General features: G+C 54.1%; 22 protein-coding genes and 1 pseudogene. 9 read left to right on the top strand and 14 right to left on the bottom strand.

Annotation, left to right across the window (positions count from 1 at the left end; all coding sequences use genetic code 11):
- Nucleotides 1-231: 231 nt before the first annotated feature.
- Nucleotides 232-528, bottom strand: a complete 297-nt coding sequence (locus tag KP707_RS13740) for a DNA-binding transcriptional regulator (protein WP_215751801.1) — start codon at nt 526-528, stop codon at nt 232-234.
- Complete coding sequence (locus KP707_RS13745) at nt 525-866, bottom strand: type II toxin-antitoxin system RelE/ParE family toxin (protein WP_215751820.1); 342 nt, start codon at nt 864-866, stop codon at nt 525-527. Before KP707_RS13745 ends, KP707_RS13740 begins: the two co-directional genes overlap by 4 nt.
- 584 nt (nt 867-1,450) lie before the next feature.
- Between KP707_RS13745 and KP707_RS13750 the strand changes: the two genes are divergently transcribed.
- Nucleotides 1,451-2,080, top strand: a complete 630-nt coding sequence (locus tag KP707_RS13750) for a hypothetical protein (protein WP_064275671.1) — start codon at nt 1,451-1,453, stop codon at nt 2,078-2,080.
- A gap of 159 nt (nt 2,081-2,239) precedes the next feature.
- Here the strand turns inward: KP707_RS13750 and KP707_RS13755 are convergent, their stop codons facing one another.
- Nucleotides 2,240-2,404: a hypothetical protein gene (locus tag KP707_RS13755; protein WP_157091261.1), complete on the bottom strand. Its 165-nt coding sequence runs from the start codon at nt 2,402-2,404 to the stop codon at nt 2,240-2,242.
- A gap of 4 nt (nt 2,405-2,408) precedes the next feature.
- Nucleotides 2,409-3,791 carry a hypothetical protein gene (locus tag KP707_RS13760; RefSeq protein ID WP_064275672.1) on the bottom strand — a complete coding sequence of 461 codons (1,383 nt, stop codon included), beginning with the start codon at nt 3,789-3,791 and terminating at the stop codon, nt 2,409-2,411.
- A gap of 93 nt (nt 3,792-3,884) precedes the next feature.
- Here KP707_RS13760 and KP707_RS13765 point away from each other — a divergent pair, with 93 nt between their 5' ends.
- Nucleotides 3,885-4,055, top strand: coding sequence for a hypothetical protein (locus tag KP707_RS13765; protein ID WP_215751804.1), 171 nt, complete (start codon nt 3,885-3,887; stop codon nt 4,053-4,055).
- A 186-nt stretch (nt 4,056-4,241) separates the two neighbouring features.
- Here KP707_RS13765 and KP707_RS17155 read toward each other — a convergent pair whose 3' ends face one another.
- Together KP707_RS17155 and KP707_RS13775 are read right to left on the bottom strand one after the other, a co-directional pair.
- Nucleotides 4,242-4,331, bottom strand: a complete 90-nt coding sequence (locus KP707_RS17155) for a YXWGXW repeat-containing protein (RefSeq protein WP_157091262.1) — start codon at nt 4,329-4,331, stop codon at nt 4,242-4,244.
- Complete coding sequence (locus KP707_RS13775) at nt 4,328-4,498, bottom strand: hypothetical protein (RefSeq protein ID WP_157091263.1); 171 nt, start codon at nt 4,496-4,498, stop codon at nt 4,328-4,330. Before KP707_RS13775 ends, KP707_RS17155 begins: the two co-directional genes overlap by 4 nt.
- Nucleotides 4,499-4,682: 184 nt before the next feature.
- On the opposite strand from KP707_RS13775, the gene KP707_RS13780 reads away from it, so the two are divergent.
- Both KP707_RS13780 and KP707_RS13785 read left to right on the top strand, forming a co-directional pair.
- The gene (locus KP707_RS13780; RefSeq protein ID WP_064275673.1) at nt 4,683-5,165 is read left to right on the top strand and encodes an Hsp20 family protein; all 483 of its coding nucleotides are present in this window, start codon (nt 4,683-4,685) and stop codon (nt 5,163-5,165) included.
- Between the two features lie 66 nt (nt 5,166-5,231).
- Nucleotides 5,232-5,480, top strand: coding sequence for a hypothetical protein (locus KP707_RS13785; RefSeq protein WP_198150551.1), 249 nt, complete (start codon nt 5,232-5,234; stop codon nt 5,478-5,480).
- A gap of 151 nt (nt 5,481-5,631) precedes the next feature.
- Here KP707_RS13785 and KP707_RS13790 read toward each other — a convergent pair whose 3' ends face one another.
- Nucleotides 5,632-6,189 carry a phosphate-starvation-inducible PsiE family protein gene (locus tag KP707_RS13790; RefSeq protein ID WP_064275674.1) on the bottom strand — a complete coding sequence of 186 codons (558 nt, stop codon included), beginning with the start codon at nt 6,187-6,189 and terminating at the stop codon, nt 5,632-5,634.
- Nucleotides 6,190-6,270: 81 nt separating this feature from the next.
- Between KP707_RS13790 and KP707_RS13795 the strand changes: the two genes are divergently transcribed.
- On the top strand, nt 6,271-6,459 hold the full coding sequence (locus tag KP707_RS13795; protein WP_064275675.1) for a hypothetical protein: 189 nt from the start codon (nt 6,271-6,273) through the stop codon (nt 6,457-6,459).
- Nucleotides 6,460-6,504: 45 nt separating this feature from the next.
- On the opposite strand, the gene KP707_RS13800 is transcribed toward KP707_RS13795, so the two are convergent.
- The 4 genes from KP707_RS13800 to KP707_RS13815 form a co-directional block, all read right to left on the bottom strand.
- A complete protein-coding gene (locus KP707_RS13800; RefSeq protein ID WP_064275676.1) occupies nt 6,505-6,882 on the bottom strand; it encodes a hypothetical protein in 378 nt (125 codons plus the stop codon).
- Nucleotides 6,883-6,892: 10 nt separating this feature from the next.
- Nucleotides 6,893-7,339, bottom strand: coding sequence for a hypothetical protein (locus KP707_RS16865; protein ID WP_232309444.1), 447 nt, complete (start codon nt 7,337-7,339; stop codon nt 6,893-6,895).
- Between the two features lie 358 nt (nt 7,340-7,697).
- Nucleotides 7,698-7,967, bottom strand: a complete 270-nt coding sequence (locus tag KP707_RS13810; RefSeq protein WP_064275677.1) for a hypothetical protein — start codon at nt 7,965-7,967, stop codon at nt 7,698-7,700.
- A gap of 400 nt (nt 7,968-8,367) precedes the next feature.
- The gene (locus KP707_RS13815) at nt 8,368-8,904 is read right to left on the bottom strand and encodes a hypothetical protein (RefSeq protein WP_252348882.1); all 537 of its coding nucleotides are present in this window, start codon (nt 8,902-8,904) and stop codon (nt 8,368-8,370) included.
- Nucleotides 8,905-9,022: 118 nt separating this feature from the next.
- Between KP707_RS13815 and KP707_RS13820 the strand changes: the two genes are divergently transcribed.
- From KP707_RS13820 to KP707_RS13835, 4 genes are all read left to right on the top strand, one after another.
- Nucleotides 9,023-9,982 (top strand): IS481 family transposase, encoded by a 960-nt coding sequence (locus KP707_RS13820; RefSeq protein ID WP_215751805.1) that lies wholly within the window; start codon nt 9,023-9,025, stop codon nt 9,980-9,982.
- 384 nt (nt 9,983-10,366) lie between these two features.
- Nucleotides 10,367-11,650: an autotransporter strand-loop-strand O-heptosyltransferase gene (locus KP707_RS13825; RefSeq protein ID WP_215751806.1), complete on the top strand. Its 1,284-nt coding sequence runs from the start codon at nt 10,367-10,369 to the stop codon at nt 11,648-11,650.
- Between the two features lie 286 nt (nt 11,651-11,936).
- Nucleotides 11,937-14,081 carry a Hint domain-containing protein gene (locus tag KP707_RS13830; RefSeq protein WP_232309424.1) on the top strand — a complete coding sequence of 715 codons (2,145 nt, stop codon included), beginning with the start codon at nt 11,937-11,939 and terminating at the stop codon, nt 14,079-14,081.
- Between the two features lie 57 nt (nt 14,082-14,138).
- Nucleotides 14,139-14,681 carry a helix-turn-helix domain-containing protein gene (locus tag KP707_RS13835; RefSeq protein WP_252348884.1) on the top strand — a complete coding sequence of 181 codons (543 nt, stop codon included), beginning with the start codon at nt 14,139-14,141 and terminating at the stop codon, nt 14,679-14,681.
- A 12-nt stretch (nt 14,682-14,693) separates the two neighbouring features.
- On the opposite strand, the pseudogene KP707_RS13840 reads toward KP707_RS13835, so the two are convergent.
- The 3 genes and pseudogenes from KP707_RS13840 to KP707_RS13850 form a co-directional block, all read right to left on the bottom strand.
- Nucleotides 14,694-15,774: pseudogene (locus tag KP707_RS13840) on the bottom strand (IS5 family transposase).
- Between the two features lie 466 nt (nt 15,775-16,240).
- Nucleotides 16,241-17,038: a type I methionyl aminopeptidase gene (gene map / locus KP707_RS13845; RefSeq protein WP_064275607.1), complete on the bottom strand. Its 798-nt coding sequence runs from the start codon at nt 17,036-17,038 to the stop codon at nt 16,241-16,243.
- Nucleotide 17,039: 1 nt separating this feature from the next.
- Nucleotides 17,040-17,246 (bottom strand): ParD-like family protein, encoded by a 207-nt coding sequence (locus KP707_RS13850; protein ID WP_064275606.1) that lies wholly within the window; start codon nt 17,244-17,246, stop codon nt 17,040-17,042.
- Between the last annotated feature and the right edge of the window lie 346 nt (nt 17,247-17,592).

Genomic DNA, 17,592 nt, shown 5'->3' on the forward strand with positions numbered 1-17,592 from the left:
ATTTCAGGTTTTTAGGGAGTTGATTGCTGGTTCCTAAACGTGATTTTCATTCTGTAATTTGAGCTGCGTCAGGCTTTCATGCTCTGCGGAGGTTTTTCAAATGAACGCTGGCGCGGCGTGAGAGTGCGCCAGCATCCACTTGTCTGCTTTCTCCATCACGTTTCCCATAACAGACATTCCGCTCTCCCCCATGTCGGTCGTCTGAATGAGTGGATCTGGACCTGTGTTTTCTCACCGCGGCACAGAAAGCAGTTCACTCACCAGCGACGGCCGCTTCTCCAACATCGCCAGCAAAACCTGGGCCGGTCCGGTTGGCTGACGACGGCCATGTTCCCAGTTCAGAAGGGTCCCCTTGGCGACCCCGATGCTTCTGGCAAACTGTGCCTGAGAGAGCCCGGTCCGGGTCCTGATGGCCGCCACGTCAACCGACGGAATACGGACCTGGTGGGTCACGCTGTCCTCGACCGGAGCTTCCGCATAGGCGAGAGCCTCACTCAGCCCCTGCAGAATGCTGTCATAAGCGCTCATGATGGTTCTCCGTATTTCGCAACAAGCGTCTTGCTCAACTCTACCAGGGCAGCCTGTTCAGATCGCGTCAGATTGTCTTTCTCGTTTTTAGCAAAAACAGTCAGGAGAAACAGAGGCATCTGTCTTCCACCAAAAACGTAGAGAGTTCTGTACCCTCCCCTCTTCCCACCACCCTCGCGGGAAAAGCGGACCTTTCGCAGACCGCCGCCTAAAGAAATGCCAGCCTCTGGCATCGCAGCGAGCATGTTAATCAGAGCCATACGATCGTCGTCTGACATCAGGGCTTTTACCCGCTTTATGAATTCAGGCAGTTCGACAACGGTCTGCAGCTTTGATATTTATAATGAAATATATGCCATTGGCATATACGTCAACGGCGCATAACTCAGAGAGACGAGCGATATGACGGGTATTCAGACAAACAGCAGTCCACAAACTGCACGAAATCTCCAAAATCGGCAGTTTTCCGACATAAAACCTATGTCCGTTTTTTTACTTTATCGGACATAGGGGGTGGGGCCCAAGAAAGACCCGAAAAGGTCCGTTCCAGGCGTGTTCCACAGAAGCTCTGCACGGACAGAATTTACTCCCGGAAGGACAGTCTGATTGTCTCTGGCCTCTCTACAAGAGACGATCAGTTTCACGCAGGCTTACAATCGTTTCTCTGACTTGCGACTGACTTGGAGGGGCAAGCCGCCATAAACCGCGTTTGGGACAAAGCGGTCATTCCCTTGCGGCATGCCAAATGACCTGTCTTGTCAGAAGTTGACATTCCGCGTTTGCCCCACCGCCTTGTCATCGCGACCCGCGTCCGCGGTCCCTTTATCGGCGGCTTGTTCCGTGCGCGGCATGCACCGGGAAGCATAACTAACGCCTGCCGACAGGACTTGAATCGGCAGGTCGGTCGGGTCTAACTGCGCCCATGACTACATCCGATCACTCTCCCGCCATGCAATCCGCCAGGACGGCAGCCGCACGCTTGTTCCGCGCGTATGAAGCGCACAACCGTGCTGCGGGACCGGACACCCTATTCAACACGCTCACGGCGATGCACAGCCTCAATGACAAGCTGAAGAAGGCCGACGTTCAGGACTTTGAACATTTGGAGGAGTTCGCCGCGCTGAAGGCGCTGCGGAATTTCGCGCATCATCAGGAAGAAATCGACGCCAATGTGCGGGTGATTCCCTCGCCTGCCGTCAGCGACCTGGCCTTCCTTTGTCTCATGCGTCGAGATCAAGTCGAACAGGCAATTGAGACGGTGAGCCGGAAGTGGCGCGCCAAGACACACGCCGCCTGTGAAAGCCGCTTCCACTGGTATGGCGAGGCCGTGAACATCAATCCTTGCCTTTTTAACTTCATGGTGCACGCCTATGAGCAACTCGTGGCCGCTGGTGTAAAGCGGGATCCGGATTCATTTGAAGCTTTCGAGGCCTCGTATCAATTCGAGGCACGCGAAGGTTACGCCCACCTCATCGACGGCCGCATGGCGGGTCCGGCGGGCAGGATTGAACAAATGCTGGCGGCCATCGTCGCCAACCTCCCAAGCCGCTGAGATGAAAAAAACAGACTTTCGGCAAGCGCCTGTCGAGATCCGCTATCAGGTTCTGAAGCAGGAAGCCGAAAACAGCCCACCAATCTACGAGGTGTGCCGGCGTGGAGTGATTTCAAAAATTTCCCGGTAAGCAACGCCTGCGCGTCAGCGCAATACCAGTCACAGCGCAGACGGCGACAGCCGCCACTCGCCCCCATCATCCATCAGGTAGCTGTATTGCCGTGTATGATCATCGCGATTGCTCGTGAGCATTAAAGACCATTCGTCGGAAGCCAGGAGCAAATCGTCCGCGTGGCGTGTGATGGTCAGCGTTGCCACCACCATCGCCTCATTCCATCCATTTCAGCGCGGATGGGTCCGACGTGGCATTCACGTCGGAGACGGCAAATACCCGTTCACGAACCTGAGTGAACACACGCTCTTTCAAAGCAAATTCGAAATGCTCGGCAACGACCAAATGGTGGGTATGATGCGCTTCCGTGCCGCAGTCACACTGGTTGGGATGATCAACGCGATGCCAGCGGAACGCTTCATCAACCTGGAAATACCAGCCTCGGGTGATGCCGAAGCCGGCGGGTCGGGCACCGAAATGGTCGACGACCAGTTCCGTGAGGAACATCGTCCCATCTTCCAGCATCTCCAGATAGATGCCTTTGCCATATTGGCCCGAGTTGGAGGCGTAGGGATGCCGCACCAATCCGTCGATCTCCAACGCCACGCTTTTTCGCTCGCGCAGGAGCCGGGTCAGATTGAGAAAGACCAACTCGCCGGACGTCGCGCCGTGGAAGGTTGTTTCATCCGTCAGGTAAAACGTGGTCTTAGCCAATAACGTCTCTGGCCCCACCGCATCCGCCAGCCAAAACCTGCGATAATAGGCCGTGTTTACCCCGGTACGGCGAATGGTCTTCACCTCATACTCGGGGAGCGGGAGCCCCCGCCCAAAGAAGTCGATGCCAATGCCGTTGCTATCGACCTCCCGCTTTACCCACGGGATCGACAGCAGCGCGGCCATGACCGGGTCGATGCGTGGGCTGGGAAATAGCGCCTCGCACGTCAGTTCTGGCCTTTGCGCGGCGTAGGCCTGGAAGACTGCGGATGGCGCAAATACCCGGTTCACAATGCAATCGTCCGGCAGCGGGCCGTTCAACGGCCCCACCATGAACGCCGACTGCGCTAGGCATCGATGACGCCCCTCGACCGTCGTAATCTCGACTAGATCAACCGTCTGCAGGTCCCGCGCGCGCAGCGCCTTTCGGCTGAGTACATAGACGCAGCCTCGATCGTCCGCGAGTTCATACCAGGCACGTTGCCGGACCACGAACAGGGGATCTTCGAAACAATCCTCGATCAGTTCACCGCAAGATTCGGTGCGATAGCTGTTGGCGGCAAACCAACACGCCACGGACGCGTCGGCCGTAGCATCGAGAAAGAACGACCGCCAACCGTAGTGCTGCAGGATGGCCTGATCCGTCGCCAGATCTGTCAGGCCGTCGAACCCTTTGACGTAGGTGGACAGGATGGCACGCGAGTAATGCCACCACTTCAGCATACGCGACGGGATGCAGCCGTGGCGGTCAAAGCTTGTGCGAATATTGGGACCGCCGTCAGTACGTAGATATTCCTTGGTCTGGCCCCGAAACAAGGCGCCGGGTGCTAGGCCGTCGAAGAACGCCCCCAGTTCCTCTACCGTCTGACAGTCGACCGTTTCCATCCTACCTCGCGCCAATCCAGTTCCTTAGTATGAAAACCTTTAAGCTTGATCTGCAAGTCAAAACGCCCAGCTTGGTCGCTGGCTGATCCGGCCATGCCTTCCACAAATGGCGAAGCCCGCGGGCAGGAAGTTTTCGAGCCCCCCTCGATCAGCCTGTCTGTTCAGAACAACAGGAACAGACAGGCTGCACACGCCTCATCCCGGACATACAAGCCCCCATTCGCCACGCTCCTAAGCGGACAGTCCGCAATCACCATGAGCTGATGGAGTTTCCTCCCACCCGAGTGCATTCTCCGCTCGGCTGCATACAAGCAGCCCCTCCTGAGAAAGTATCATGGAACAAGGCATGTCAGATGGGGTGGACGGCCTCCTTGCGGCATTGATGTGCCATACCGGCGGTTGATAAACCTTCGGAAGGAGACCGCCCACCCCAACTGACAGCTAGCGCCGTCACCGGCCTCTCCGCCAGATGTAGCCGCACGGAGTCCAAAACCAGCGGTCCGGCTCCCAGACATAGCCTCGTCGTGTCAAGGGCATCATCTCGTGGGATGGTAGTACGGCGGAGGTGGCGGCGCGACCACGGCTGGTGGTGGAACGACAATTGGTGGTCCAGCATAAATCCACGGCCAGCCCTCCGCCGGAGCGGCACTCAGCATGGTCGCGGCGAATGCCGCGGCCAGCAACTTCCATCGGATGCTATCAGGCATTGTTCTGGTCCACTCTGAACATGCGAACGATAGACGACGCCCAAACCTGCCTTTCTGCATTTTTGATGCCTCTTGACACCATGCATGGAGTGCCCAGATTGAATTTGCCGGCCGCCGAAGGGGTCGGCAGACAGAACTATCAGTTTTGATCTTGTGTCCATGTTGCTCAAAGGAGGATATGGCTATGAGAGCCACCGTTGATTTTGCTCCCCTGTTCCGTTCGAGCGTGGGTTTTGACAGAATGCTCAATGCCCTTGATCTCGCCAGCCGGATTCCGACGCTCGATAACTGGCCGCCTTACGATATCGTCAAGACCGGTGAAGATGATTACCGGATCGACATGGCGGTTGCCGGACTTGCCGAGAACGACCTTACGATCACACAGGAGCGCAATACTCTTGTCGTGACAGGACGAAAGGCGCAGGAGCCGCAAAGCGCCGCCGAATATCTCCATCGGGGTATTGCGGGCAGAGAATTCGAACGCCGCTTCGATCTGGCCGAGCATATGAAAGTCACCGATGCGCACTTCGAGAACGGACTTCTGTCCATAACTCTGAAACGTGAGATACCCGAAGCGATGAAGCCGCGTCGTATCGCGATTACGTCCTCTACAGGACGTGCGGAGGAAGCCGTGCCCCAGATCGAGGCGCGGAAAGAGGCAGCCTGATGGCGTGACGAAAACTCTCCCCCGGCCATTCATCCGGCCGGGGGAGAATCTCGAAAGGTCACGAGCATGAAGAGGATGAAAATATCTCTGTCGTGCGCTGCTCTGGGCTCGTCTCTACTGAGCCAGTCGGACGCACATGCTGGTGATATTGTCCGGACGACTGCAACATCGTTCGATGCGGGGGCGACCGAGGGAACGTCCACAATCCCCAAAACCGGAGCTCGCACTCATTACGAAGACGGCGCGGGTGATATGCTGGTCGGGAGCTTGAACGCAAACCAGGTGGATCAGAACTACAAGGGGCCGGTCTATTAACCCGGGCAACCCATTCCGCCGTTCCGGCCCATCGACACAGATCATCCGGCACCGTCAGGTCCAGAGACGGCGAAGAAGACGTCCTCATCGCACGGGACGTAGTAGGGATTTGAGTAAAGGCGGCGTTATGGGCCGCCTTTACCTCGATTCTTCAGGATGAAGACCGTGCTGGCTCACAGCAGGCCGCAGAATTATCTTCGAAATGCGCCTGTTCCCTGGCATCGCGCGCGACACGCGCATCCTGCTCGCGAACCAGCCAGTAGACGACGCCCAGCGCCAGAACAGCCGCCGAGAGCGCGAACAGTTCCATGGCAGTCACATCATGCAGATCCAGCAGGATGAATTTGCGGGCAATCGCCAGGAGGGCGATCAGGACGATGGTCCGAACCCGGATGACGTTCTCATGCTGGGCAAGAACGACCAGCAGGGAGTGTTTGAACTCAAGAGCGATGATAACAGTAAAGATCGCGCCAAAAATCGCCTGGAAGATTGTCTGGTTGATCGGATCGATTCCGACATCGACGACCAGATGCCATACCGCGCCGATCAGATGAATCGTCGCGATGGCGGTGACCAGCATGATGAGCGCAATCAGGGTCAGAATGATCGCCTGTTCAAAACGCTCGTAGAATGTCAGGCCCCTGAACAGCTTGATGAAGCGGGACCAGTCCCTGCTCTGCCAGGAACGTTTCATGGAGAGGTCTTCCATAGCCGTTTTCCCATCTATTAATTGAGTTATAGTTCCCACGTCCTCGGTCTCGTTTTTCCTTTAGCGATGGAGAATGTCCCCATGCAGGACACGTTACGGATCATGGGCGCTCACCGTCCGTTCGAACCGCCTCCGCTTCCTTCTCGGGAGAAGGAACAGCGCCCGCGTCCGGCGCGTGACGAAGAGGAGCCACCAATTGATCCGGACAAGGAAGGGCTGGTCGAACCGCTTGATCCTTCGGATGTGGATGCGAACTCCCATGCGGATTGAATCAGTCTCCGGAAGGGCTCGTGGCCCTTCCGGCGCACCTCCGGGTCAGAGCCGGTGCCAGCGTGGCAGACGACAGGACAATATTCTGGCATGATCTCCCACGGCCTTTGGCAAGGCCGATGTCAGCTGGTTTTCGAGGTCTCCCAACGACCAGCCCAAGGCCTTGGCCATGTGCGTGCGGTCGGCGACAGGCAGGAGTTTTCGGACCACGGCGACGGTCGTCGCTTCCGGGTCGGGCGCGGTTCTCCAGCGAGAAACCCGATCGTAAATCCGGTGGTCAGCCGCTCGACGCATAAGGCCTTCATATCCTTGGTCTTTTTCATGGTCGCGGAGATAGTCGGCCAGCAGGACCGCCAGTTCTGTGCCGATCTGAACGGTCGGAAGCGACATAATTCTGTTCGGTCTGTCCGTGTGAAGTGTCATGATGCAGTTCTCAAGCTGGCGCGCGGGAACCCATTGGTTCCTGCGGTTTTGCCGCGCTGCGTTTCAGTGATGTGTGCGCCGTTTCAAACGATAACGGTGATATTCCAGTCATACGTCGGTCCTGGTCGGCCCGAGTGTCGCCCGATGTCAGAGCCGTCGCATCCAGAGGGCTGACGCTCAAGCCCGAAACAGTGGCGGTGACGTCGACATGCACGGACCCGAACAGATGCAGGAGGGCGGCCTGAGGTGTATAGGCGCCCTTGACGGCTGCGGAGGTCCGGCCGTCCATAAGGATCGGGTCGACAAGGATCGGGCACCCTGACTGGCGGCCTAATATCTCGATGGCGCGGGCCAGTGGCATGGATGGGATGTTTACCGGCTGCTTTTCTGTCTCGCACGACAGCACATCATGCGGCGCATGAGCCGATGCCGGCGAGGCCATTCCGACCAGCAGCATGAGGACGAGACCGACAGCGACGTGTTGTCTCTCCCTATGCCGAAGGCGCCGAGGTTGCTTGGCCGTCTGTTCCGCTCGCTCCGTCTTTCCCGCGGAATGCGACCAAACTGGCCGCATTGTCCCCCGTGAACGGGGCACGGGGGAATGGCTATTCCGGTAGTCCCGAAGCGCCTTCAGGTTGAGAAAATGGATAAAACTCGACATCTCCCTGTTCTCTCTGCTTTCGACCTCACCTTCAGAGACGCGGGGCCTCCGATGGAAGGCCCCGCTCCACCCTCTCATTCCTGCGGTCGTTCCAGAAAAGACGGCGTTTCCGCTCGGAGAAGGCGTTTCTGATCTACCCGGCGCTGTCAGTGCCTTACGCCGCGACCGGAACTGGCGGTGCGGCTCTCGCCCGCACGGGGAGACGGAACGCGAGATCAGAAGCCAGGGGATCACACCCGGCAGGGGCGACCGCGCCCGCCTGGACCAGGCGTTCCAGCGTGGAGCGAAGTCTGATCCCCGGTATACCGGTATGGGCCACCAGAGACGTCAGCGTCACGCCACGTCCGTCATGACCGAGGCGGCGGAGCGCGGAGAGGACACGCAGAGCGAGCGGATCGTCTCCGAAAAGGGGGCGCGTTACCATGATACGCCTCCCTCCAGTCGGTTGCGCCATCTCCGGGCGGCTGTGCGCAGGGAGCGGCGATAGCGGGAATAAAGTCCTTTCAGTTTCGACATCCACATCCTCCGATTAAAGCAACATGGACTCCAGTTGTCTGGCTCACAGAGCCTATGCCGGACCCGATGGCGTCCGGCGAAAGCAAGATTGGAAGAGATGCTTGCCTCGTCAAGGGGGAACGAAATGCAGATTCTTTTTCATGAATAATTTTATTATTTATATTTGTATTTATTTTTTGTGGTGGTGTTGCGGACGGAAATTACAGGGGTTTTGTTGATATTCGTTAACCATCATGGGGATGATCACGGAAAATCAATATATTTTCCTTCTATGATGGTGGCCCGGGGTTTTCCGGCCACCACCTGTTTTAGAGAGCGCTTCCAGCGCGTCCGTTTGTCGGGACTTCCGTCCGCGTCTCGACGGCGGGCGTCATAGCCGTGGAACCATTCTTTTGACCTCCGGGATCGTCAACTGCCATCGGCGCACGGAGCGTCGCACAGGACTTGCTTCCGGTGCGTGACACATGAACGATTGGCGCCGCCTGACCGTTTGATGTGATCGTGATCGTCTGCGTACAGGCGGTGGGTCCACCGGTGCTGACCGCCTCGAAACGCTGCCAGGACATGCTCTGTTTCGGGAGGTCATGACCAACAGCCGGAACGGCGCGCAGGACGCCCTCCAGCCGCGAGCCCAATGTCCGATCGACCGCCTTCATGAGAGCCATATTGCGTGCCATCATGCGATCAACGGCCTCGAACATGTCGATATCATGCATTGCCGCTGTCGTTGCGATGCCCTGGACCGGGACCAGGATACCGACCTGGTGTCCCCGTGCATCAACAACGCGCAACGTATCCTGAGCCTGCGCAGGCAGCGGCAGCCGCGCCGCAGGCCAGTGTAGCAACAAAGGCGCCAGCCTGAATCATACGAGAAAAATGCATTTTGGAATCCTCCGTGTCTGTTAGGTGTTTAGTCCCGGGATTTGATGGGGTATTATTTTCACGCGAGTGGAAGGAAGCCTTATGGGACAGAGACGTCATGGCAGCGCCCCGACCACGCACGCCGTGCGAGCAGCACTACAGCGATCGCAGGCTTCGCTCGCGACGCTGAGCGAGGAGTTCGGGATCAACCCGAAAACAGTTGCAAAATGGCGGAAGCGTCAAACGGTTGAGGATCAGAAGACAGGTCCCAAAGAGCCGCGATCCACAGTTCTGTCCGAGACGGACGAAGCGATGATCGTAGCCTTTCGCCGGCATACGTTGCTGCCACTGGATGACTGTCTTTATGCCCTGCAGGCCAGCATTCCCCATCTGACACGCTCGGCTCTGCATCGCTGCCTTCAGCGCCACGGGATATCCCGGCTTCCGGATATCGAGGGAGACAAGCCCAGACGACAACGTTTCAAACGCACTCCCATCGGCTTTTTTCACATCGATATTGCCGAGGTCCAAACTGCTGAAGGCAAGCTGTATCTCTTCGTCGCGATCGATCGGACCAGCAAGTTCGCTGTCACACAACTCGTCGGGAAAGCCGATCGGAAGACCGCCTGGGAATTCCTCGAATATCTCCTGAGCATCATTCCTTACCGGATCCATACCATTCTGACCGATAACGGCATCCAGTTCGCTGATCAGCCCCGTAACCGCAATACGGCCTGGTCTCGCCCCATGCGCTTCGACATGATCTGCGAAGCTCACGGGATCGAACATCGTCTGACGAAACCCAATCATCCCTGGACGAACGGTCAGGTCGAGCGGATGAACCGGACAATCAAGGAAGCAACCGTCAAACGCTTCCATTACGACAGTCATGAGCAGTTGAGGACACACCTCAACGACTTCATGGCAGCCTATAATTTCGGGCGAAGACTCAAGACCCTCACTGGCCTTACCCCTTACGAATACGTCTGCAAAATCTGGACGTCAGAGCCAGAAAGATTCATCATCAATCCAACCCATCAAATCCCGGGACTAAACAACTAGATCACCAGAACTTTACACATCAGCACGACATCAAACGGTGAACGTCAACCTTGAGTGCTCCCTGAATAAGCCAAATCCTGCTCCAGGTCAGAGCGGAACACTGCAGAATCTAGGCTTCCAATTGATCGCTAGGCCCTCTGAACCGAGTAAATCTCTCTTCATCAACATAAAAGAACCTTGGCTGCTTCATATCACTATGCCGTGCCCCAAGATCGAAGGAATGGAGTCACATAGAAAGCCTCAAAACCAGAGAGTTTTTCGACTCTTCCCGCGGGGGCAATATTTTTGTCATTATAAAAAAAACATTCACTTGATGATTTCTATTTTATTAACTACTAATTAACCGTTACCGCCTCGCGATAAAAGTTTGGAACTTCTTAATTAATGACTCAGAGCCCGATATCGAGTGATCGAGAGGCCGCTTCAAGCGGTGCGAAACCCCTTGGTTCCAAGCTTTCTGATAAGCCCTCCTATCCCCCTTCAGCGTCAGTCCCGACTCAACAGGCTCATCATGGCATTCGGTTTGATTTCAATTTTGGGTGTCGTGTTCAACTGCCAATTCTGGGAGACGGGAAAACATGGCACGTCCGACTTAGAGACCTTGATACGGGCAATATTCTCTTTGAGAAAACCGGGATCCCTGCAGGTCTTATTCATTCCAGCAAGCGTTGGTATGTCCGATTTGGCATAGATGTTTGGATCGAAAGTCAGCCTCAAGGTGGCGTCAAATCAGAGAAACAGGTTTTCAGTCATCACTTCGAGCCACAAAACAAAGAGATTCTAATCCAATTCCCGGTGGGTACACTCGGCGACACATTGGCCTGGATGCCCTATGCAAACCGCTTTGCGAAAAAACATGGTGCCCATGTCACCTGCGCTCTTTCAGGCCTCATCAGTCCTTTGTTTGAGAAAGCGTATCCTCATATTCGCTTTTTTACGCACGAAGAGGTCATTGACCAAAAGCTCAGCGACACATTCTACGGGACCTATAGTTTAGGACTGTTTTTTGATGATGTGGGATGTGACTGGCAACCGACTGATTTTCGATATGTCGGCCTACATAAAACAGCCGCCTATATCCTCGGGGTTCCCCCTGAAGAAGAGCCTGCAAAGATTACTCTTTCTGACGAAAGTCGTCCTCTAAAAGAGCCTTATGTCTGTATCGCCGTACAGGCGAGCTCCCAATGTAAATATTGGAATAACCCGACAGGTTGGCGCGAAGTTATCACGTGGCTTAAAGAGCAAAGGTATCGCGTCGTCTGTATTGATCAGAAAGCCGAACATGGGACAGGCGTGGTATGGAACCACTTGCCGCATGGAGCTGAAGACCAGACAGGAAATCGTCCTCTGGCAGAACGAGCGCGCTGGCTTAAGCATGCAGCATTTTTTATTGGCGGCAGTTCAGGCCTAGCCTGGCTCGCATGGTCTGCAGGCTGCCCTGTGATCATGATTTCAGGGTTTACCCACCCAAATAACGAGTTTGAAACGCCCGGGCGCGTGATCAACTGGCACACCTGTAATTCATGCTGGAATGATCCGAAGGAGCGTTTTGATCACCACGATTTTTTGTGGTGTCCGCGGCACAAAAACTCCGAAAGGCAGTTTGAGTGCACAAAACTTATCACCTCCGAAATGGTGATAAATAGAATCAAGTTAATAAGAGGATAATAAAATGAGTTATGTATCTGGCGGAATACTGTACGTAGATAGCCCGGTAAGTATGGCGGGTGACCCAGGAACGTTTTATGGATCTGCACATTCCGGTGTTGTTATATTGTCTGGGGGAAAAATAGTAGGTTCGGGGTATATTGCCTCTGGAGGGTCACTGATTGTTAGCAGTGGGGGGGATGTAGAAGAAAACCTTACCATATCTTCTGGTGGTTCTATGGAGCTAAAGTCCGGGTCTATAATAGGAGCAACTTCTTCGGCTGAAATAACGCTTCTTAGTGGATCTTTGCTTAAAATAGATAGCGGTGCTGAGCAGTATACTAATAAGAATTACATACTCTCCGGCGGAACGATAGACGCGTACAAAGAAACAGGAAAAATTACTTGGACAAGCGCCGGTGGGACCCTAATCATTGAGAGTGGCGCATCCCTTAGTGAAAGCCCTGTTGCTGGAGCGGCAACTGTTGCGGTCAGCAGCGGAGGTAGCCTGTCTGGCGGGACCTTTGTCTCCGGTAATACTGTCGCCGTGTATGCGGGTGGTGTGACGTCCAACATTGTCGCCTCCAGCGGAGCCGGTGTTGGTATTCAGGGTACCGGGTCAAATGTTACGATTGATACGGGCGCTGTTTTGGAAATTGCTTCTGGTGGTTTGGTAGAAGGGAGCACAATTAACGGCGGGACAGGTCACGTCGACTCTGGCGGAAGCCTGACAACGACGACAATTGACAATAGTGCCGTTGTGCACGTGAGCGCAGGCGCTACGACGTCAAATCTGACACTTGAAACGTTCGGTACTGTCGTCGTCAGCTCCGGAGCAACTGTTTATAACACCGTTATTTCCAGTGGCGGCGGTCTTGGCCTCGCGGGTACGGCTTCCGGAACAATCGTTAACTCCGGCGGCGTACTGGAAATCAGTTCCAGTGGTGTTGCTCAGGATAATACCGTTACCAGTGGGGGCGCCATTGATGCCGACGCTGGCAGTGTTGTGGGCACCACGACAGTGTCGAGCGGCGGATCGCTTACTGTTGCAAGTTCAGCAGCAATTTCAGGTGTTGTCACAATAGCCAATGGCGGCTCTGCAACGATCTGGAACAATGCTGGCGGAACCATTGACCTCGTAGGAGACACCAACCACGGACTGACCATTTCGGGTCTCGAAAATGGTGGTACAGTCAGTACGGTTATCAGTGGGTATACAGGAACGGGACCTGGTGATTCAGATTCAATAGATCTGGCTGGCGTTTCCCCTACTGGTGCAACATACAGCTATCCGTCCAACGATCAGGTGATCGTAACGCTCAGCAATGGAAACACCATTACCCTGAATATCGAAGGCGTCAAAACGACAGGTTTCGCTCTCGTGAGTGATGGCAATGGTGGGTCCCTTGCTGAAGTCTGCTTCCTTGCGGGTAGCCTCATCTCAATCCCGTCTGGAACGATTGCCGTCGAAAAGCTGGCGGTCGGTGATAACGTCACAGCATATGTCGATGGGACCGAGACAGTTCGCCAGGTGACATGGGCCGGCCAGGCCCGCTGCACAGTCCGTCCGCATCTTGCTTTAGATCAGGCAGGATATCCCGTTCGCATTCTCAAAAATGCGATCTCTGAGGGCGTTCCTTTTAAAGACATGCTGATCACCGCCGAGCACTGCCTCTTCTTTGACGGCAAGTTCGTGCCGGCTCGGATGCTCGTGAATGGTCGTTCGATCTTCTATGACACCTCGATCACGTCTTACGACTACTATCACATCGAAACCGCTGACCACTCCGTCATCATGGCTGACGGTATGTTGACGGAGAGTTATCTCGATACCGGAAACCGTCGCGCTTTCCGTCAAAATAACACTGTCGTCTCCATTCCTCTCAGCCGTAATCTCTCCTGGGATGATGCCGCAGCCCCTCTCACCGTGTCGCGTGAAGCAGTCGAGCCGATTTACCGTCAGCTTGAAGTCCGTGCCAAGGAGCAGAACTGCCCGGTACACTCCGAAGCCCCGTCCCTGACCTATGACAGCGACCTGCACCTTGTGACCGATACAGGCGCAACAATCCGGGCTGCCCGGACCAATAATGATCAGGTTATCTTCATGATCCCTGTCGGCGTCGACAGCGTCCGGATCGTCTCTCGTGCCAGCCGTCCATATGACGCACTAGGACCCTTTGTGGACGATCGCCGGAAACTGGGGGTTCTGGTCGGCGATATCAGAATGTTCGAAAGCAATGCAACGCGTTTACTCAGCGCGCATTTGACTGAGGAAGGTCTTTCGGGTTGGAGTAACGTCGAAGACGGAACAGTGCGTTGGACTGATGGGAATGCTTTTCTTTCTTTAGGACATCGCCCCCTAGGCAGTATCGCTCTGTTATCCGTTCAAATTCTTGCGTCTGGTCCCTATCTGGTGACAGACACGACTCTAGACGTGGCTCTTCAGGCATAACAAAAAAGAACCCGGTGACTTCACGTCACCGGGTTTTTCTTATATGATGCCACAATCATGCCACATAGAACCTTGCTGACTCCAGGACAGATCTGGACCCCCAAAAATCAACAGGAATTCCCTAGAAAAATTGTTGATCTGGTGAAAAGCAGTATCGAATTTCAGGTATTGAACAATAAATTAGATATAAAAAGATGCGCTCACTCTCTTTTTCGAAAATGGATTAAAAGTACCCAAGCGTCTCTTACTGAAATTGATGAAACCCGCGTATCTCCAACACTCGCGTTGGCACAAAAGCTCTTTGCTCTTCGCAAGTCCGCAAAGATGAGCCAGCTTGCTCTTTCTGAAGCGCTCAATATCAGTCGCTCTGCGGTTGCTGCGCTTGAAACGGGACGAACTGGAGATCTTCAAAAATACCTTCCAAAAATTGCTGAAATTTTTGATGTTCCCATCAATTTTTTTCTGGATGGCCTCTCAACCAAACCAGTAAAACGCCTCATCTCATCAGATGAAGATATTTTGATTGATCTTTACAGAGCTCTCACGCCAGAAAAAAAAATCAGTGCCCAGAAGTATATGGAGAGGCAAAAAAATACATAAATGATCAGGTTGCTACGCAGCGGGGTTGATCCGCTCCAGAAAGAGGAAGCGGCGCATATTATAGACGATGTTGGCCAGCCCGATCTTCATGGTGGCCCGCTTTATGCCTACGGTTCGGACGAACAGCCCCATCTGTGATTTCTGATCGGCAAAGACCTGCTCGACGCGGGATCGGATCACCGATCTTCCTGCGTTGGATCTCTGGATATGGCGGAGCATAGGCCTGAGATGCGGCTTTTTCCTGTGAACCTTGGAGAGAAAGCCCTGACTTTTCCATGAAGTCCTCATTGGCTTTTGAGCGGTAGGCTGTGTCTGCCCAGACCGTTGAGGCTGTATTGCTTTTATCAAGCAGGCCCTCTCTCAATCGCGCGCCATCACTGGCGGCGGTATCTGTCGTCTTCCATTTCCGGATGAACCGGTATTTCCGATCGATGGAAACATGCGATTTACAGCCAAAGAATGGGATAGCGAGATCGCTGGATGGCATGGTTTCATCGTCCTGCCGCTTCGCCTTCGTAAACTTCAGCGTCCAGCGCACATGCCTGTCCTTGTGGGACAATCTGGATGGCTTATCCTGCCAGTCTTCAGGAAGACGCCCTGCCCGGAGGTCGGCTTTCTCAGCGTTGGTATTGCGCTGTTTTGGAGCAGCTACCAGTGTGGCATCTAGGATCTGGCCAGACATCGGCAGATAGCCTGCGTTCCGCAGGGTTGTATCAAAGCGATTGAACAGACCCTCGATCGCTCCCATCTGGGTCAGGCGTTCACGGAACAGCCAGACCGTTTTGGCATCAGGAACACGATCTGAAAGCCCCAGACCTAAAAAACGCATGAAGGAGAGGCGATCGTTGATCAGATATTCCGTCCGCTCATCAGACAATTTGTTCAGCGTCTGGATCACCAGGATCTTGAACATCAGCAGCGGATCAAATGGCGGTCTCCCGCCCTTGCTTCCATCTGAATAGGCCAGAGCCTTCTCCAGATCAGGGCAGAACACCTCAAAATCCACAGTCCGGGAAAATGCTTCGAGCTGATCACCAAGCCCGCTTAACCGGGCCAACCGCTCTTCAACATCAAAGAAACCCGGCCGCTTTATAGCGCCATTCCCTCAGTTAGAACCAGACGAATGGAATCACAGAGCAGGCCTCAAAACCAGAGGGTTTTTCGAATCCTCCATCTCCAAAAACTGCAGTTTTCCGCCATAAAATCTATGTGCATTTTTTTACATTAACGGACATAGGGGGGTGAGCACCCAAAAAGACCCGCAAAGGTCTTTTCGAGGCGTGTTCCACGGATGCTCATGCAAGGACAAAGTCTGCTGCTGGAAAGACAGCCTGATCTTCTCTGTCCCTCTTTGCGAGAGACATTCCAACTCACGCAGGTCTGTAACTATTCTGAGGCTCGCGGCTGACTTTGGGGGTGAACGGAACGTCTGCTAACTGGCAGCACCAACATGATAGCTGACCTCCCTTGCAGCAGCCTTTCTCGAACGTGATCCCTTTGAGAAAGCACCGGCTGTCTTGAACGCCGTTTCCAATCGGGGAAGGTGTTGGCTTAACTGCCTATCCTGTCATGAGACCTACAATACCTAATCCCAGCCTTAACACCTCATCTCGACGCAAGGTCAAAATCTCCACACCGCTTTTTGTAACTGCAACAGTATGTTCGAACTGAGCTGAGAGTTTTCGGTCTTTGGTCAAGACTGTCCATCCGTCGTCTTTGGTCATAACCTGCCGGGTACCCTGATTAATCATGGGTTCTATGGTAAAAACCATCCCTTCCTTGAGTGCTTGGCCTGCTCCTCGCTTTCCGAAATTAAGCACCTGCGGTTCTTCATGCATCTCGCGACCAATCCCGTGTCCACAATACTCGCGGACAACTGAACAGCCATTTCTTTTGGCATAACGCTCGATTGCGAAACCGATATCTCCCAGATGAGCGCCTGGGCGCACCTGTTTTATCCCTTCCCACATCGCCTCCTGGGCGATCTGGACAAGGCGACGCGCGGCTGGCGGTACATTCCCCACAAGATAGGTTTTGCTCGAATCTGCAATAAAACCGTTTTTTTCGAGTGTAATGTCGAGATTGATGATGTCCCCGTCACGGATGATCTCGTCCGGATCAGGTACCCCATGACAGACAACATGATTGATTGAGCTGTTCAGGACAAATTTGAAACCATATTGTCCCTTACTGGCAGGGCGAGCTCCAAGATCAACAGTAATGAAGCGTTCAACCAAACCATTGACCGCTAACGTCGAAAGGCCAATGAGATCTAGTTCGTCCAGCATTTCAAAAACGGATGCCAACAGTCTGCCTGACACCCGCATGAGTGCCAGTTCTTCAGAGTTTTTTACCATGTCACGCGACTGTCAGGTCTGGGACACGAACGTCTCCCAAAACAAGCTGCTGCTTTACAATGTCATTGAAGGAGAGAGTCGGATTAGCTTCGGCCAACATTCCGATCTTCATCCAGAACTCGGCCTGAGCGTTGATGGAACGGCACATGACGGTACTGGCGCGACGTGCTTCCTCGTGCAGGTCTTCGTCGATCTTTACAATGCCCATTGATGTCGCTTTTAAAAAGAGAATATATGAAACGTATATGGACCATATATTTTTTGCGTCAATGGCATAGCAGTCTGGAGAGCCCTCGGTTTTTTGAGCTCTCCATAAGGAGGTCTACTGGCAGCTAGCTTCTGAGCCGCTGCTATGAGGAAAGTATCAACCTCAATCGAATATCCAGAATATCGGCGATAGCTAGCCTGCTGCTTATATCGGTTATGTCAGATATAAAGTGCCTAACCCCTCATCCTTGAAGGTAGGCCTTTATGGGTGAATATAATTTAGCATCAGATAGGGCGCGACAAAATCTTCGGGCGACACCTCAAAATACTCTAGCGTAAATGCGTTT

The sequence above is a fragment of the Gluconobacter sp. P5E10 genome (genome assembly GCF_018812145.1).
Lineage (GTDB): Bacteria > Pseudomonadota > Alphaproteobacteria > Acetobacterales > Acetobacteraceae > Gluconobacter > Gluconobacter cerinus.

Bases quoted from the DNA above. Each gene is read 5' to 3' on its own strand.
- KP707_RS13775 (WP_157091263.1), bottom strand. From the start codon at position 4,498: ATGCCTGATAGCATCCGATGGAAGTTGCTGGCCGCGGCATTCGCCGCG.
- KP707_RS13760 (WP_064275672.1), bottom strand. From the start codon at position 3,791: ATGGAAACGGTCGACTGTCAGACGGTAGAGGAACTGGGGGCGTTCTTC.
- KP707_RS13820 (WP_215751805.1), top strand. From the start codon at position 9,023: ATGGGACAGAGACGTCATGGCAGCGCCCCGACCACGCACGCCGTGCGA.
- KP707_RS13785 (WP_198150551.1), top strand. From the start codon at position 5,232: ATGAAGAGGATGAAAATATCTCTGTCGTGCGCTGCTCTGGGCTCGTCT.
- KP707_RS13750 (WP_064275671.1), top strand. From the start codon at position 1,451: ATGACTACATCCGATCACTCTCCCGCCATGCAATCCGCCAGGACGGCA.
- KP707_RS13800 (WP_064275676.1), bottom strand. From the start codon at position 6,882: ATGACACTTCACACGGACAGACCGAACAGAATTATGTCGCTTCCGACC.
- KP707_RS13755 (WP_157091261.1), bottom strand. From the start codon at position 2,404: ATGGTGGTGGCAACGCTGACCATCACACGCCACGCGGACGATTTGCTC.
- KP707_RS13795 (WP_064275675.1), top strand. From the start codon at position 6,271: ATGCAGGACACGTTACGGATCATGGGCGCTCACCGTCCGTTCGAACCG.
- KP707_RS13740 (WP_215751801.1), bottom strand. From the start codon at position 528: ATGAGCGCTTATGACAGCATTCTGCAGGGGCTGAGTGAGGCTCTCGCC.
- map (WP_064275607.1), bottom strand. From the start codon at position 17,038: ATGGTAAAAAACTCTGAAGAACTGGCACTCATGCGGGTGTCAGGCAGA.
- KP707_RS13835 (WP_252348884.1), top strand. From the start codon at position 14,139: ATGCCACATAGAACCTTGCTGACTCCAGGACAGATCTGGACCCCCAAA.
- KP707_RS13825 (WP_215751806.1), top strand. From the start codon at position 10,367: ATGACTCAGAGCCCGATATCGAGTGATCGAGAGGCCGCTTCAAGCGGT.
- KP707_RS13790 (WP_064275674.1), bottom strand. From the start codon at position 6,189: ATGGAAGACCTCTCCATGAAACGTTCCTGGCAGAGCAGGGACTGGTCC.
- KP707_RS16865 (WP_232309444.1), bottom strand. From the start codon at position 7,339: ATGCTGCTGGTCGGAATGGCCTCGCCGGCATCGGCTCATGCGCCGCAT.
- KP707_RS13810 (WP_064275677.1), bottom strand. From the start codon at position 7,967: ATGGTAACGCGCCCCCTTTTCGGAGACGATCCGCTCGCTCTGCGTGTC.
- KP707_RS13850 (WP_064275606.1), bottom strand. From the start codon at position 17,246: ATGGGCATTGTAAAGATCGACGAAGACCTGCACGAGGAAGCACGTCGC.
- KP707_RS17155 (WP_157091262.1), bottom strand. From the start codon at position 4,331: ATGATGCCCTTGACACGACGAGGCTATGTCTGGGAGCCGGACCGCTGG.
- KP707_RS13780 (WP_064275673.1), top strand. From the start codon at position 4,683: ATGAGAGCCACCGTTGATTTTGCTCCCCTGTTCCGTTCGAGCGTGGGT.
- KP707_RS13765 (WP_215751804.1), top strand. From the start codon at position 3,885: ATGCCTTCCACAAATGGCGAAGCCCGCGGGCAGGAAGTTTTCGAGCCC.